At 68.4% G+C, this 14,851-nt stretch carries 17 protein-coding genes; 12 read left to right on the top strand and 5 right to left on the bottom strand.

Going from position 1 to position 14,851, the window contains the following annotated elements:
* Positions 1 to 33: 33 nt before the first annotated feature.
* Complete coding sequence (locus P7D22_RS07595; RefSeq protein ID WP_319933619.1) at positions 34 to 1,095, bottom strand: autoinducer 2 ABC transporter substrate-binding protein; 1,062 nt, start codon at positions 1,093 to 1,095, stop codon at positions 34 to 36.
* 196 nt (positions 1,096 to 1,291) lie between these two features.
* Between P7D22_RS07595 and P7D22_RS07590 the strand changes: the two genes are divergently transcribed.
* From P7D22_RS07590 to P7D22_RS07575, 4 genes are all read left to right on the top strand, one after another.
* The gene (locus tag P7D22_RS07590) at positions 1,292 to 2,047 is read left to right on the top strand and encodes a DeoR family transcriptional regulator (RefSeq protein WP_319933618.1); all 756 of its coding nucleotides are present in this window, start codon (positions 1,292 to 1,294) and stop codon (positions 2,045 to 2,047) included.
* A 28-nt stretch (positions 2,048 to 2,075) separates the two neighbouring features.
* Positions 2,076 to 3,128, top strand: coding sequence for a deoxyribose-phosphate aldolase (gene deoC / locus P7D22_RS07585; RefSeq protein WP_319933617.1), 1,053 nt, complete (start codon positions 2,076 to 2,078; stop codon positions 3,126 to 3,128).
* A 154-nt stretch (positions 3,129 to 3,282) separates the two neighbouring features.
* The gene (locus P7D22_RS07580) at positions 3,283 to 5,679 is read left to right on the top strand and encodes an aldehyde dehydrogenase family protein (protein WP_319933616.1); all 2,397 of its coding nucleotides are present in this window, start codon (positions 3,283 to 3,285) and stop codon (positions 5,677 to 5,679) included.
* 40 nt (positions 5,680 to 5,719) lie between these two features.
* Positions 5,720 to 5,932 (top strand): hypothetical protein, encoded by a 213-nt coding sequence (locus tag P7D22_RS07575; protein ID WP_319933615.1) that lies wholly within the window; start codon positions 5,720 to 5,722, stop codon positions 5,930 to 5,932.
* Positions 5,933 to 5,939: 7 nt separating this feature from the next.
* Here the strand turns inward: P7D22_RS07575 and P7D22_RS07570 are convergent, their stop codons facing one another.
* Both P7D22_RS07570 and P7D22_RS07565 read right to left on the bottom strand, forming a co-directional pair.
* Positions 5,940 to 6,290 carry a lysozyme inhibitor LprI family protein gene (locus tag P7D22_RS07570; RefSeq protein WP_319933614.1) on the bottom strand — a complete coding sequence of 117 codons (351 nt, stop codon included), beginning with the start codon at positions 6,288 to 6,290 and terminating at the stop codon, positions 5,940 to 5,942.
* A 31-nt stretch (positions 6,291 to 6,321) separates the two neighbouring features.
* Positions 6,322 to 7,701 (bottom strand): glutamate--cysteine ligase, encoded by a 1,380-nt coding sequence (locus tag P7D22_RS07565; RefSeq protein WP_319933613.1) that lies wholly within the window; start codon positions 7,699 to 7,701, stop codon positions 6,322 to 6,324.
* 227 nt (positions 7,702 to 7,928) lie between these two features.
* Between P7D22_RS07565 and P7D22_RS07560 the strand changes: the two genes are divergently transcribed.
* A complete protein-coding gene (locus P7D22_RS07560; protein WP_319933612.1) occupies positions 7,929 to 8,186 on the top strand; it encodes a hypothetical protein in 258 nt (85 codons plus the stop codon).
* A 145-nt stretch (positions 8,187 to 8,331) separates the two neighbouring features.
* Entirely contained in the window at positions 8,332 to 8,490 is a 159-nt protein-coding gene (locus tag P7D22_RS07555) for a Flp family type IVb pilin (RefSeq protein ID WP_319933611.1), read from the top strand.
* On the opposite strand, the gene P7D22_RS07550 is transcribed toward P7D22_RS07555, so the two are convergent.
* A complete protein-coding gene (locus tag P7D22_RS07550) occupies positions 8,483 to 9,376 on the bottom strand; it encodes a LysR substrate-binding domain-containing protein (RefSeq protein ID WP_319933610.1) in 894 nt (297 codons plus the stop codon). The genes P7D22_RS07555 and P7D22_RS07550 overlap by 8 nt on opposite strands.
* Before the next feature lie 128 nt (positions 9,377 to 9,504).
* Between P7D22_RS07550 and P7D22_RS07545 the strand changes: the two genes are divergently transcribed.
* From P7D22_RS07545 to P7D22_RS07525, 5 genes are all read left to right on the top strand, one after another.
* The gene (locus P7D22_RS07545; protein ID WP_319933609.1) at positions 9,505 to 9,825 is read left to right on the top strand and encodes a DUF1127 domain-containing protein; all 321 of its coding nucleotides are present in this window, start codon (positions 9,505 to 9,507) and stop codon (positions 9,823 to 9,825) included.
* A 66-nt stretch (positions 9,826 to 9,891) separates the two neighbouring features.
* Positions 9,892 to 10,902, top strand: a complete 1,011-nt coding sequence (gene ispH / locus P7D22_RS07540) for a 4-hydroxy-3-methylbut-2-enyl diphosphate reductase (protein ID WP_442916045.1) — start codon at positions 9,892 to 9,894, stop codon at positions 10,900 to 10,902.
* A gap of 33 nt (positions 10,903 to 10,935) precedes the next feature.
* The gene (locus P7D22_RS07535) at positions 10,936 to 11,901 is read left to right on the top strand and encodes a homoserine kinase (RefSeq protein WP_319933608.1); all 966 of its coding nucleotides are present in this window, start codon (positions 10,936 to 10,938) and stop codon (positions 11,899 to 11,901) included.
* A 9-nt stretch (positions 11,902 to 11,910) separates the two neighbouring features.
* The gene (locus tag P7D22_RS07530; protein WP_319933607.1) at positions 11,911 to 12,417 is read left to right on the top strand and encodes a ribonuclease H family protein; all 507 of its coding nucleotides are present in this window, start codon (positions 11,911 to 11,913) and stop codon (positions 12,415 to 12,417) included.
* 141 nt (positions 12,418 to 12,558) lie between these two features.
* The gene (locus P7D22_RS07525; protein ID WP_319933606.1) at positions 12,559 to 13,680 is read left to right on the top strand and encodes a GGDEF domain-containing protein; all 1,122 of its coding nucleotides are present in this window, start codon (positions 12,559 to 12,561) and stop codon (positions 13,678 to 13,680) included.
* Between the two features lie 6 nt (positions 13,681 to 13,686).
* Here the strand turns inward: P7D22_RS07525 and P7D22_RS07520 are convergent, their stop codons facing one another.
* Positions 13,687 to 14,115, bottom strand: coding sequence for a winged helix-turn-helix transcriptional regulator (locus P7D22_RS07520; protein WP_319933605.1), 429 nt, complete (start codon positions 14,113 to 14,115; stop codon positions 13,687 to 13,689).
* A 78-nt stretch (positions 14,116 to 14,193) separates the two neighbouring features.
* On the opposite strand from P7D22_RS07520, the gene P7D22_RS07515 reads away from it, so the two are divergent.
* Positions 14,194 to 14,805, top strand: a complete 612-nt coding sequence (locus P7D22_RS07515; RefSeq protein WP_319933604.1) for an FMN-dependent NADH-azoreductase — start codon at positions 14,194 to 14,196, stop codon at positions 14,803 to 14,805.
* Positions 14,806 to 14,851: the final 46 nt, after the last annotated feature.

Raw genomic sequence — 14,851 nt, 5'->3', positions numbered from 1 at the left:
CGGCTGCGCCGCCTCGCCATGACGGGAAGAGGCTTAGAAGTTGAATTCGGCCATGTTGGCGGTTGTCACGCCCACCCAGCCCGAACCGTACAGGAAGGTCGGCTTGGCGGCATCCGGCGCCTTCAGGTCGGTGTAGCCCGGCAGGCCGAGGTCGAGCCCGGCCTTGATGGCGGCGCCCTTCTTCTGCAGCGCCATCACGGCAAGCTCGTTCATGGCGTAGCCGGCGGCGGCCGGATCCCAGAACTGGATGTAGTCGATGTCGCCCTGCTTCAGGTACTGGCCCGCCACGGACACGAGGCCGGTGCCGGAAAAGAACACCTTGCCCTTCAGGTTGCGCTCGGCGATCAGCCGGCCAGCGCCCGCTGAGGTTGGCATGGGGGCACCGAGGATACCCTTCACGGCCGGATAGGTGGTGAGGGCTTCCTTCAGCTTGTTGTAGTCCTGGTTGGCGTCGTCATAGGTTTCGAGCCGGTTCGTGGCCAGCTTCATCTCCGGAAAATGTTCCTTCTGGTACGCGACGGCGCCGTCGATCCACTCGTTCTGCGACTTCGAGGTGAGGCTGCCGACGGTGGCCACGTAATCGCCCTTGCCGCCCATCTGCTTGCCGAGGTTCTGCATCAGCGTGGCCCCGTAGGCCTTGTTGTCGAAAGCTTCGAGGTCGAAGTCGACATTGGTGATGTTCGACGCCTCGTGCGAGATCACCACGATGCCGCGGTCGCGCGCCTTCTGCAGCACCGGCTCCACCGCTTCCACCGAGAACGGCACGATGCAGATGGCGTCGACGCCTTGGGCGATCAGGTTCTCGACGATCTGCACCTGGGCGGCCGCGTCGGCGGCGCTTGGGCCCACCTCGAAGGTGTCCTGGCCGGTGTCCGACTTGAACTGGTTGACGCCCTCGCGCATGCGGTCGAACCAGGCGATGCCGTCGACCTTCACCACCGTGGCGATCGTATAGGTCTTGCCGGTTTCCTTGGTGGTCAGGCCCTTCGGCACTTTCGACGTGTCGAGCGGGCCGGCGGCCAGCGCCGTGCCGAGCGGTGCCGCAGCGAGCGACAGGACGAGCGCCAAGGCGGCGCCGGATAGAAGCTTGTTCATGGATCCCCTCCCGAGAGATTGTTCTTGCATTGTTGTTATGATTATCACAAGATTGCGTGAGGATTGCATCGCAGGTCGGGAACGTCAAGCACCAACCGTCAGCGAGAAGGCGGCGTCTCTGCCGCGGCGATTTAACCCGGCGCCGAGGGTCTGGATGGCTTGGCTCCGCTCGCAATGACGAGGTGACGACCGCACAATGACCGCTGCCCGCCACGCCACCCGGGTCAACGCGCTGGCCGACGCGCTGGCCGCATCGGCGCCCCTGCATCTGCGCGATGCGGCGCAGCTGCTCGGCGTGTCGGAAATGACGATCCGGCGCGACATCGAGAAGGTGCCGGACCGCTTCGGCTATCTCGGTGGCTATATCGTGCCGCGTGCCGGTGACGCCCCTTACGTGATGGCGCAGGAGCAGGGCGCCCATGAGGCCGCCAAGGCGGCGATCGCCGGGCGGGCCGCGGCCTTGATCGAGGCGGACGACACGGTGTTCATCGATTGCGGCACCACCACGCCGCATCTGGTGCGGGCGCTGCCCGACCGGCCGATGACGGTGGTGTGCTACGCCCTCAATGTCGCGGCGCCGCTGGCCGCGCGGCCTAACGTCCGGCTGATCCTGCTGGGCGGGCTCTACAACCCGTCCTCGGCCTCCTTTGCGGTGGAGGACGGGCTCGCCACCCTGGCGCGGCTCGGCATCAACAAGGCGTTCTTGTCGGCGGGCGGCGTGCATGCCGAGCGGGGCGTGTCCTGCTCGAACTTTCACGAAGTGGCGGTGAAGCAAGCGGTGCTGCGCTTGAGCGAGCGGCGCTGCCTGCTGGTCGACGGCTCGAAGCTCGGCAAGCTGCGCCCGGCCTTCTTCGCCGGGCTCGACGGTTTCGACACGCTCATCACCAACGAGGGGGCGGGCCTTTCGGCGCTGCGCCCGGCCTTTTCTGGCACGATCATCACAGACCGGTAGGGCTTCGCGCCCCAAAGGAGGAATCGCCATGGCATCCGAACAGCCGTCCCGGCCGGACGACGCTCCCCCCGTTTCGCCTGCAAGAACCGCGCTGCAGGCCGTCAGGAACCTGCTGCCGCAGGCGCAACCGCAAGCGCACCGCAACCCCGGCACGGCGCTGACGCCCGCCTGGTTCGAGGCCGCCCAGGTGAACCTTAGCGCCACCGAGCGGCGCACCGGCGCGCTCGGCGGACGGCGCTCGCTGAAGAAGGAATGGCAGGCGGCCTGGCTGGTGAAGGCCCTCACCTGCATCGACCTGACGACGCTCGCGGGCGACGATACGCCCGGCCGGGTGCAGCGGCTTTGCGCCAAGGCCCGCCGGCCGCTGCGCTCCGACCTCGTCGCCGCGCTCGGCCTCACCGAGGCGCCGCCGACCGTCGGCGCCGTCTGCGTATATCCCACCATGGTAGCGCCGGCCGTGAAGGCGCTCGCGGGCTCCGGCATTCCGGTGGCCTCGGTCGCGACCGGCTTCCCGGCCGGGCTGACGCCGCTGCCGCAACGCCTCGCCGAGATCCGCTATGCCGTCGACGAGGGTGCCGGCGAGATCGACATCGTCATCACCCGGGCCCATGCGCTGTTGGGCGACTGGCAGGCGCTCTACGACGAGGTGGCGGCCATGCGCGAGGCTTGCGGGCCGGCGCACCTCAAGGCGATCCTCGGCACCGGTGATCTCAAGACGCTGCGCAACGTCTACAAGTCCTCCATGGTGGCCTGTCAGGCCGGCGCCGACTTCATCAAGACCTCCACCGGCAAGGAGGACGTGAACGCGACGCTGCCGGTCAGCCTGACGATGATCCGCGCCCTGCGTGATTATGGCGAGCGCACCGGCGAACGCGTCGGCTTCAAGCCCGCCGGTGGGCTGAAGACCGCCAAGGACGCGCTCAGCTGGCTGACACTGATGAAGGAGGAACTCGGCCGCGACTGGCTCGAGCCCGACCTGTTCCGTGTCGGCGCCAGCTCCATGCTGGCCGACATCGAGCGCCAGCTCGAGCATCACGTCACCGGCCGCTATGCGGCCGCGAGCCATCACGCCATGGCGTAAGCGAACCCTATCGAGCCCTCATGCCGGGGCGGCGCAGCCGAACCCGGAACCGGTCTGCTTCGGCCTGCATCGCAGCAGGCTCCCCGGTTCCGGATCGCCGCTGCGTCGCGTCCGGACCGAGGGTTTTCTCCCCCTTGCCCCGAGACAACACCCCATGCCCTCGATTCCAGAGATTCTCGCCACCATGGATTACGGCCCCGCGCCCGAGGATGCGTCCCACGTGCGGAGCTGGCTGGAGGACCACGCGGCCGGCTTCGGTCATTTCATCGATGGCGCCTTCACGACGCCGAACCCTGAGGCAAGTTTCGCCGTGCGCGACCCCGCCCGCGACGCGGTGATCGCCACCTGTGCGCAAGGCAGCGACGCCGATGTGGACGCGGCCGTCGGGGCGGCCCGCGCGGCCTTTCCGGCCTGGTCCACCACCCCGGGCCATGTGCGGGCCCGCCACCTTTATGCCCTGGCCCGGTTGATCCAGAAGCGCGAGCGCTTCCTCGCCGTGTTGGAAACGGTCGACAACGGCAAGCCGATCCGCGAGTCGCGCGATATCGACGTGCCGCTCGCGGCCCGGCATTTCTACCATCACGCCGGCTGGGCGGAGCTGATCGCCAGCGAATTTCCCGATCACGCGCCCGTCGGGGTCTGCGGCCAGATCATCCCGTGGAATTTTCCGCTGCTGATGCTGGCCTGGAAGATCGCGCCCGCGCTCGCGGCCGGCAACACGGTGGTGTTGAAGCCGGCCGAGTTCACGCCGCTGACGGCGCTCGCCTTTGCGGAGCTTTGCCGCGAGGCGGGTCTGCCGAAGGGCGTCGTCAACGTCGTCACCGGCGATGGCGTCACCGGGGCGGCGCTCGTCCGCCATCCGCACGTCGACAAGGTCGCCTTCACGGGCTCGACCGAGGTCGGGCGGTTGATCCGGGCCGAGACGGCGGGGTCGGGCAAGAAGTTGAGCCTCGAGCTCGGCGGCAAGTCGCCCTTCATCGTCTTCGACGATGCCGACCTCGACGGGGCGGTCGAGGGCGTGGTCGACGCCATCTGGTTCAACGGCGGCCAGGTCTGCTGCGCCGGCTCGCGCATCCTGGTGCAGGAAGGCGTGGCCGAGCGCTTTCACGCCAAGCTGAAGCGCCGCATGGCGAGCTTGCGCACCGGCGACCCGCTCGACAAGTCGACCGACATGGGCGCCATCGTGGCGCCGGTGCAGCTCGAGCGCATCCGCGACCTCGTGGCGCTCGGCACACGCGAAGGCGCCACCCTGCATCAGGCCCCCGGCGCCCTGCCGGAGCGCGGCTGCTTCTTCCCGCCGACGTTGATGACCGAGGTGGCGCCGGCCAGCACCGTGGCCGAGGTCGAGATCTTCGGCCCCGTGGCGGTGTCGATGACGTTCCGCACCCCCGACGAAGCCGTGGCGCTGGCCAACAACACCCGCTACGGGCTCGCGGCCTCGATCTGGACCGAGTCGATCAATTTGGCGCTCGAGGTGGCGGCCACTGTGAAGGCCGGCGTCGTGTGGATCAACGCCACCAACATGTTCGATGCCGCGGCGAGCTTCGGCGGCTTCAAGGAAAGCGGGTTCGGCCGCGAAGGCGGCCGCGCCGGCCTGATGGAATATCTGGTGCCGAAATGGACGCAGCAGCTGCCCGAAGCGGCCACCCCGGTCGAGCCCAGGCTTTCGGCCCTGCCGGCCGAAGCCGCTCCGGCGGTGTCGGGCATGCCAAGCATCGACCGCACGGCCAAACTCTATGTCGGTGGCAAGCAGGCGCGCCCGGATTCCGGCTACAGCTTCACGGTGCGGGGCACGGATGGGGCGCCGCTCGGCCAGGCCGGGCTCGGCAACCGCAAGGACATCCGCAACGCCGTCGAGGCCGCCAGCAAGGCCGTCGCCTGGAGCGCCGCGACGGCGCACAACCGGGCCCAGGTGCTGTATTACGTGGCCGAAAACCTCGCTGCCCGGGCCGATGACTTCGCCCACCGGTTGGCCGCCTCGGGCTCGGCTGAAGCCGCGGCCCGCGAGGTCGAGGCGGCGATCGCCCGCACCTTCTTCTACGCTGCCTGGGCCGACAAATACGACGGGCAGGTGCAGGCCACGAAGTCACGCCACGTGACGCTGGCGATGCACGAGCCCTGGGGCACGATGGGCCTCGTCTGCCCCGACGAGGCGCCGCTGCTGGCCTTCGTGTCGCTGCTGATGCCGGCGCTCGCGATGGGCAACCGGGCCGTGATCGTGCCTTCGCCGGTGCAACCGCTGGCCGCCACCGACTTCATCCAGGTGCTCGACACCAGCGACGTGCCGGGGGGCGTGGTCAACATCGTCACGGGCGAGCGCGATGGCCTGGCGCAGGTGCTGGCGGACCACCACGAGGTGGCGGCGCTCTGGTATGTCGGCTCGGCCGCCGGAGGCACGGCCGTCGAGAAGGCGTCGGCCTCCAACCTGAAGGCGACCTGGACCAACCAGGGACGTGGCCGCGATTGGCTGTCGCCGACCGAAGGGCAGGGGGCGGAATACCTTCGCCGCGCCACCCAGGTGAAGACCGTCTGGGTGCCCTACGGCGAGTGAGCGGCTTGTTTCGGTTCGCGTGAAGCGGCAGGATCGGTGCATGACCACGCCGATCCTCCTCGCGGCCGCTTGCCTCGCCGGCAACCTGACCTGTGCCACCAATCTGCCGGCCGGCCGGGCGGAGCCCAAGTCGGCCGATGTGGCGGCCTGCGCCCATCTCGGGGCCGGCTACGTGCGGGCGCCCGGCAGCGACACCTGCTACAAGCTCGGCGGCTCGGTGCGCAGCGAAGGGATGACGACGCTCGGTCGTTGATGCGGCGTCAGAACGGTCCGCGCGCCTTGACGTCGTCGAGCACCTTCTGCAACTCGCGGATGCGTGTGCCGTAGGTGGTCTGCAGGCAGGGCACTGCGGCCTTGCAGGCGTGACGCTTGGCCAGCCACGCCACCTGGGCGTCATTGATGGCGCCCCGCGCGCCCATGCCGACGAAGCCCTTGGCGATCTTGAACATCGTCACCATGCGGGCGTCCTGCTGGGCGAGCTCGACATGGCCGCAGATCGCCTTCTCGTCCGCCGTAGCGGCCTTTTCGCAATCGGTGAAGCCGCCGGGCGCGTCCGCCCGGGCCGCGGTGGCGGCAAGGAGCGCGATGATGGCCAGCGAGACACGACGCATGGGAGCCTTCGACATCGGGTGGGGCGCCACGTCAGAACACGCAGTCGGAGAATGCGGGGCCGACGGAGCCGTTCCAGCCGCCATTGTAATGGGCCAACAGGTCTTCGGCCTGCGTGCGTCCGGCCACAATAGTGTCGAGCGGGTCGAGGAAGTGGCTTTCGTCGCGGCCGGCCGCATCGAGATGGCGGCGGCGCACCAGCCCGGTGCGCGCCAGGGCCAGCATGTCGCGCGCCACGTCGCGAGCCTTGCGGCCCCGGACCTCGGCTTCGAGCCCCAGGCGCGGCACGGCGTCGCGCAACGCCTGCCGCTCGGTGCCGGTCCAGTGCTTCACCAGGTCCCAGGCGGCTTCGAGCGCGTCCGTGTCGTAGAGCAGCCCGACGAACAGCGCCGGCATGGCATTGATGATCGCCGGCGGGCCCACGTCGCACCCGCGCATCTCGAGGTAGCGCTTCAACCGCACCTCTGGGAACAAGGTCGACAGGTGGTTGGCCCAATCCGACAGCGTCGCCCGCTCGCCCGGGTGGCTGTCGAGGCCGCCGGCCAGTAGGTGGCGGAAATCCTGCCCCGACACGTCGTGGTAGGTTTCGCCCCGCTTGATGAAATACATCGGCACCTTGAGCGCATAATCAACATAGCGCTCGAACCCGAAGCCGTCCTCGAAGGCGAGCGGCAGCATGCCGGCGCGCTCGTTGTCGGTGTCGCGCCAGATCTCGGACCGCGCCGACAGGAAGCCGTTCGGCCGCCCGTCCGTGAAGGGCGAGTTGGCGAACAGCGCCGCCGCCACGGGCTGCAGGGCCAGCGTCACCCGCAGCTTGCGCACCATGTCGGCCTCGTTTGAGAAGTCGAGGTTGGCCTGCACGGTGGCGGTGCGGAACATCATATCGAGGCCGCGCGTGCCGACCTTGGGCATGTAGCCGGCCATGATGCGGTAGCGCCCCTTGGGCATCACCGGGGTTTCGGCATGGCTCCAGCGGGGCGACATGCCGAGCGTCAGGAAGCGGATGCCGAGCGGCTCCGCCACGGCCCGCGTGGCCTCGAGATGCTGGGCAAGCTCGTCGGCGGCCGCGTGAATGGTGGCCACGGGGGCACCCGACAATTCGAACTGGCCGCCGGGCTCGAGCGAGATGGCGCCGCCACCGACGGGGTCGTGCAGGCCGATGATCGCTTCGCCCTCGACGATCGGGTCCCATCCGGTGCGGGTCTGGAGGCCTTCGAGCAGCTCCCCGATGCCGCCACGGCCGGGACCCGTGCCCCGGTAGGGCACCGGAGCCGCGTCGGCACAATAGAACGGCACCTTCTCGTGCTCGGTGCCGACCTTGAAGTCGCTCGGGGGTTTGCAGCCGTCCTCCAGGTGGCGGACGAGCTCGTCGCGCGACTCGATGGGCGTCAGATCAGTGACGTCTCGGGCCATTCTTAACTTTCACCGCTCGATCCACGCCGCCGCCGGGACACGCAAGCGAATCCCGCGGAAAGCCAGTAGATAGGCGGCCCCAATAAAAACGGCAACGACCCTTGCGGCCAAGCCCGATTCACCTACCGTTCATAGGGGTGCGAAGAGCTTGCAGAAGCGCTTGGCGCTTGGCCCGCGAATGGCTCGCGGGCGGCCCTCCGGGGTTTGTTCGATCTGGGGAGATCATCATGGTTTCGATCCGCAAGACGCTTGTTTTGGCCTGCACGGTTTCGGTTCTCGGTCTCGGCACGGCCTTCGCCCAGACGGACCCGAGCGCGGCACCCGCGGCCGGTGGCGCCATGGCGGCGCCGGCCGCCGGTGCGATGAGCGCGCCCACGGGCGACCCGGCCGCCGCCGACACCGCCGCGATGCCGAAGAAGACGATGGCCAAGAAGCATATGGCCAAGAAGCACATGTCGAAGAAGGCGATGAAGAAGACGATGTAATCGACGCCTTTCTTCACCATAGCGTCAGGTCCGCGCTTCGGCGCGGGCCTTTTCTCCTTGTTCGGTCTCGGTTTTCCCGATCGCGTTAAGGAATCGATGGCATTGCGACCCTAGCGTCGACGATCGGCACCGGGGGCTTCATGACGTGATCGCTCGATTTCTCATCAGCCGCAGCGGCGCAACCAGCATCGAATATGCGACGATCGCAGGCATGGTCTCCATCTTGATCGTGACGGGGGCGACCGGCATCGGCAACAAGCTCAATGCCTTGTTTCTCGGCCCCTTGATGAGCGGCTTCAGGTAGCGGCTGCGGCCTCCGGCCCGGTGGCGCCCGAAAGGTTGTCGAGGCTCGTGGCGATCAAGGCCGCCAGCGCGTCGGCCAGTCGCGAAGGCTCGAAGCCGTTGCGCAGCAGCGCGATCTTGCAGGACGGCAGGGCCGGAAACCCGTCCGAAGGGCCGAGCACCCGCATGCCGGGCCTGAGCGCGCTTTCGGGCAGCACCGAGACCGCAAGACCGGCCAGCACCGCGGCCCCGACCGCGGTCGAGTTCCAGCTCGAATACAGCACCCGATAATTGATGCCCGCATCGTCGAGCTCGGCCGTCGCGGCCTGCCGCCAGGTGCAATCGAGCCGGCCGAGCGCCAGGGGCACGGGCGTGGCCTCATGCACCCCGTGCCGGGCCGAAGTGACCCACAGCAAGCGCTCGGTGCGGATGATGCTGGCCCGCCCCTTGGCGTCCACATGGGTGATGATGGCGAGGTCGAGGTCGCCGGCCGCGATGCGGCTGACCAGCATCGGGGTGGGTTCGCACACCACCGTGACCTCGACCCGCGGGTTCGATTCCGAGAACCGGGCCAGGATCTCGGGCAGGTAGCGATCCGCGTAATCGTCCGGCAGGCCGAGCCGCACGTGGCCGGCCAGCTCCATGGCGGTGAAGCTCGCCAGCGCCTCGCCGTTCAGCCGGAGGATGCGCCGGGCGTAATCGGCAAGCCGCAGCCCGTCTTCGGTCAGCCGCGAGGCTCGGCCATCGCGCGCGAAGATGGCCCGGCCGATGCGCTCCTCGAGCTTCTTCATCTGCATCGACACGGCCGACTGGGTTTTGTGCACCGCGTCGGCCGCGCGGGTAAATGAGCCCGTATCGGCGATGGCTACGAACGTGCGCAGCTGATCCATGTCCAGCAAGGCGGCCATCGGCGAAACGTCCCATTTGCGATGCTGATTTCAGCCATCGGAAACATTCGTTATTCTGATGCGCCGCAACGGCTTAGGTCAAGCGGGCCGGCACGATCCTGTCCCGGCCCATACCTGAGGAGCCACCAATGTCCCGCCCGGCCGTCATGGGACCCGTCATTCTGTCCGCAGCCCCTTTGCTTGCGGCCGTCCGCGCCCTTGGGGTGGCGCTGCTGCGCCGTCGCGTGCTGGGCCAGATCGGCGCCATGAACGATCACATGCTGCGCGACATCGGGCTGACCCGGCAGGACGTGTGGAGCGTTGCGGCGGACCCGCTGTTCCGCGACCCGACGCTTGGTCTCGCGGCCCGCGCCGATGCCACGCGGCAGAGGGCGTGGACGACGGCCCGCAAGGGTGCTGCCCAGGCCGAGTTGCGGCGCCGCTGGGATGCGGAACGCCACGCCGCCTGACCCGTAACGCTGCGACGGCCGCGCTTCAGCTTGACCGGCGCGGCCACTTCCCGCAAGACATTGGCCATGACGTTCCAGGCTCCCGCCATGACCAAGCCGCCGCTGCTCGTGATGCTTTGCGCCCCGAGGGGCTTTTGCGCCGGCGTGATCCGCGCCATCGACGCGGTGGAGCAGGCTTTGTCGATCTATGGGCCGCCGGTCTATGTGCGGCACGAGATCGTGCATAACAAATACGTGGTCGAGAGCCTGAAGAAAAAGGGTGCCATCTTCGTCGAGGAACTCGACGAGATCCCCGATACCGAGGCGCCGGTGATCTTTTCGGCCCATGGCGTGCCGAAATCCGTGCCGGCCGAGGCGTCGCAGCGCAAGATGTTCGCCATCGACGCGACCTGCCCGCTGGTCACCAAGGTGCATCGCGAAGCAGAGCTGCATCACCGCCGCGGCCATCGGGTGATCCTGGTCGGCCATGCCGGCCATCCGGAGGTGGTGGGCACGCTTGGCCAATTGCCGCAGGGCGCCGTCATCCTGGTCGAGAACATCGAGGACGTGCATCGTTTGGCGGATGCGCGCGGCACGGAACTGTCGCAAAGCTCCCTTGCCTTCGTGACGCAGACGACCCTGTCGGTCGACGACACGCAGGGTATCGTCGATACGCTGAAGCTGCGCTTCCCGACCATCGTCAGCCCCCACAAGGAAGACATCTGTTACGCCACCACCAACCGGCAGGAAGCCGTCAAGCAGATCGCCCACAAGGTGGATGCGCTGCTGGTGGTGGGGTCTGCCAATTCGTCGAACTCCCAGCGTCTGAAGGAAGTCAGCGAGCGCGAGGGCTGCAAGAACAGCCAGCTCGTGCTGCGGGCGTCCGACATCGACTGGACCCATATGGACGGCATCAGGACGATCGGCATCACGGCCGGCGCTTCGGCCCCGGAAGTGCTGGTCGAGGAGATCATCGACGCCTTCGCGGAAAAATACACGATCGAGGTCGAGACGGTCGCCACCGTGCAGGAGAACATGTTCTTCCCGTTGCCGCGCGAACTGCGGCCCGTCACCCAGGGCGCGCCCGCGCTCGCCTGAGAGCCCGGGCAGCCCCGCACGGCGCCGCATCCCATGGCGGTCTATACCGATGTGTCGGCCAGCGACCTGGACGGCTTTCTCCGGACTTATGACATCGGCGGCCTGACGGCGCTGAAGGGCATCGCGGAAGGCGTCGAGAACTCGAACTTCCTGCTCGGCACCACGGCCGGCACCTATATCCTGACGCTCTACGAAAAGCGCGTCGCGGCCGGCGACCTGCCGTTCTTCGTGGCCTTATTGGAACATCTGGCCGCCAAGGGATTGACCTGTCCGCAGCCGGTGCCCAACCGCGCCGGCGCGGCCCTGGGCACGCTGTGCGGTCGGCCCGCCGCCATCATGACATTTCTCGATGGCGTGTGGATCGCCGATCCGCAGCCGATCCATTGCGGGGCGCTCGGCGCCGTGCTGGCCCAACTGCATCTCGCCGTGGCGAATTTCCCGATGGGGCGGCCCAATCCGCTCTCGGTCGCGGGCTGGCATGGGTTGCTGGCCCAGGCCGGCGCCCGGGCCGACACCGTCGTGCCGGGCCTGGCCGCCGAGGCGGCCGCCGCCCTCGCGGATATCGAGGCGCGCTGGCCGGTCGGCCTGCCGATGGGCGTCATCCACGCCGATCTCTTCCCCGACAACGTGTTCTTTCTCGGCGACCGGCTGTCCGGCCTCATCGACTTCTACTTCGCCTGTACGGACAGCTTCGCCTACGATCTGTCGATCTGCCTCAATGCTTGGTGCTTCGACGCCGACCACCGCTTCGATCCGGCGCGCGGCCGCGCCCTGATGGAAGGCTATGCGGCGGTGCGGCCGCTCAATCCCGCCGAGGCAGCGGCGCTGCCGGTGCTGGCGCGCGGCTCGGCCCTGCGGTTCATGCTGACCCGGCTGGTCGACTGGCTGAACGTGCCGCCCGGTGCCCTGGTGAAGCCCAAGGACCCGCGCGAATATCTGGCCAAATTGCGCTTCCACGTCGGCGTCGAGGACTCGCGAATCTATGGCCTGCCGGGCTAAAGCTCGCCGATGACCTGGATCGCCTATACGGACGGCGCTTGCGCCCCCACCAACCCCGGACCCTGTGCCTGGGGCCTCTACCTCATCGCCCCCGGGGCCGCCGAAGGTGTCGAGCATTACGGCTTCATCGGCCACGGCACCAACCAGATCGCGGAATTGACGGCCGCCATCGAGGGGCTTGGCCGCGTGCCGGTGGGCGCGCCGGTGGAACTCGTGTCGGACAGCCAATATGTGCTGAAGGGCCTCACCGAATGGCGCAAGGGCTGGGAGCGCCGCGGCTTCCGCAATGCCGAAGGCAAGCCCGTGTCGAACCTCGCTTTGTGGAAGGCGCTGTTCGCGCTGGCCGATGCCCGCACGCTGCAAACCCGCTGGGTGCGGGGCCACAACGGCGACCCGCATAACGAGCGCGTCGATGGCCTCGCCAACCGGGCCCTGCGCGAGGCCCGCCAATCCGGCGTCCTGAAAGGGGCGGCGGCCGGGGCTCCTGCCCCGGTTCTGCCGGGTCGGCTCCTGTAGGGTTGCTGGGCCGCCGGGCGGATCGCCAACGGCAAAAGCCAAGTCGCCGAATGCTTGTCCCTTGAGAAAGCCTCGAACGATGAAGGTTTTAGCAAGCCTGTGCGGCTAGCTATGGCGCGTTTCTCTTATTGATCCGACGCAATGGCGATCGACGCGCCCACCCTGTTGCTGCTGACGCTGGCGATCTCGCTGATCGCCGCGGCGTTCTTGTTCTTCGAATGGCGCGCCATCGGCGATCCCGCCTTGATCCTGTGGAGCGCCGGCTTCGCGGCGATCGTGGTGGGCTGCAGCCTGTCGCCGTTGCGCTATGCCGCGTCGCCCCTGCTGGGCGTCTGGTTCGCCAACGGCCTGCTGATCGTCGCCCATCTGTTGTTTCTGCGCGGCACCACTGTGTTCACGGGCCGCCACACGACGCTGCTGTGGTGGGCGCTGTTGGCGCCATGGGGCCTACTGCTGCTTGTGCCGATCGACGCCGCCCATAGCGGCATCTTCGGCAGAACCAATGCCATGCTGGTTTGCGTGCTTTCGCTATGGACCGCCTGGCTGGCGTTGTCGGTCGGCGCCGCGGATCTGTCGTCGCGCCGCTTCGGCGCCGTGTTCCTGGCCCATGGCGCCTTCTACGCAATCAAGACGGCCCTGATCTCGGCCCCGGGCGCCTTTATCGACATGATGGGCTACAAGGGGCTGCTGATCCAGCTGTCGCTCTTCGAGGGCATCCTTGTGGAAGTGCTGCTGGCCTTGCTGATGGCAGCCGCCGTGCGCCGCCGGCGGGAAGAGCACACCGCGACCTTGGCCGAACGCGACCCGCTGACCGGCCTCCTCAACCGGCGCGCCTTTCGCGAGCGTGCCGCGGCTTTGCTGCCGTGCCCGGGCATGCTGCTGCTGCTCGATGTGGACCACTTCAAGGCTGTCAACGACACCGCAGGCCACGCGGCCGGCGACCGGCTGCTGGTGGCCTTGGCCGAAGGGCTGCTGGCCCGCTTGCCGCAAGGCGCCGTGGCGGCGCGGTTCGGCGGCGACGAATTCATCGCCCTGGCGCCCGACCTCGATGGGGTGGAGCTCAGCGTCATCGCCCGCGTGCTGCGGGCCGATCTTGCGATCGCCGGGGCCAGCTTCCTGCCGCCAGGCCTTGCGGCGACCCTCAGCATCGGCGCGAGCCGCCTTACCGACGCGACCGGCCTCGACGCGCTGATGGATCGCGCCGATGCCGCGCTTTATGAGGCGAAGCGGGGCGGGCGCGACCGCCTGGCGCTGGCGCCCTGACGGCTGTCAGGCCGAAGCGGACGCCAGGGTGGCCGGATCCGAGCGCCGCGCCGCGCCGCCGCGCTCGTCGAAATCCGTACGGGCCGCTCGAATGTGCGTGTGGTTGGCCTGGGCCCAGGCGCCCAGCCGTCGCACCGGCTCCGCCAACGACCGTCCCAACGCCGTCAGTGCATAATCGACCCGGGGCGGCACCGTGTCGAAGGATGTCCGCTCCACCAGCCCGTCGCGCTCGAGCCCACGCAGCGTCAGCGTCAGCATGCGTTGTGAAATGCCTGGGATGCCGCGACGCAGCTGGTTGAACCGGTGGGGCCCGGCATCGAGCGTCAGCACGATCTGCACGCTCCATTTGTCGCCCACCCGGGCCAGAACCTCCCGCGGGGCCTGGCAGCCTTCGGCCGAAGGCGGGACGGTGGTGTCGATCGACCCTGGTGTCATGCATGTGCCTTCTTGCGGCGCCGGGCGGTTCCGATTGTAGTGCGGCCCTGTCTAACACCGCGCAAGCAAAGGACGACCATGACGCTTCTGCATCTCGATTCCAGCATCCTCGGTGACCACTCGGTCAGCCGCAAGCTGTCGGCCGCCGTCGTGGCCCGCCTGAAGGCGGAAGCGCCCGGCCTGAAGGACATCTATCACGACCTCGCGGCGCAGCCGATCAGCCATCTTTCGGGTGCCTATCTGGCCGGACAGAGCCCGGACGTGCAGCACGACCAGGCCATGCAGGAAGATCTGGCGCTCGGTGGGCGCGTGCTCGAGGAGTTTCTTGCGGCCGACACGGTCGTGATCGGCGTGGCGCTGTATAATTTCACGGTGCCGAGCCAGCTCAAGGCGTGGATCGATCGCGTGCTCGTGGCCGGCAAGACGTTCCGCTACACCGCCAATGGGCCGGAAGGTCTCGCGGGCGGCAAGCGGGTGATCCTCACGGTCGCGCGCGGCGGCGTGTATGCGCCGGGGTCGCCGCATCGTCCGGCCGAACATGCCGAAACCTATCTGCGCACCGTGTTCGGCTTCATGGGCGTCACCAATCTCGAGGTGATCGTGGCGGAGGGCATCGCGCTTGGCCCGGATCAGCGCGAGGCCTCGGTCGAGACCGCGCTGCACGAGGTCGCCGCACTGACGCCGGCCTGACGCCGGCCTGACGCCCTTGCATCGGCCCGGCGCCGGAAGTGCGCCG

Origin of the sequence: Lichenihabitans sp. Uapishka_5 (assembly GCF_033947565.1) — a bacterium.
Classification (GTDB): domain Bacteria; phylum Pseudomonadota; class Alphaproteobacteria; order Rhizobiales; family Beijerinckiaceae; genus Lichenihabitans.
The sequence above is the reverse complement of the archived record's forward strand: the minus strand, read 5'-3'. Positions and strand labels throughout refer to the sequence as shown.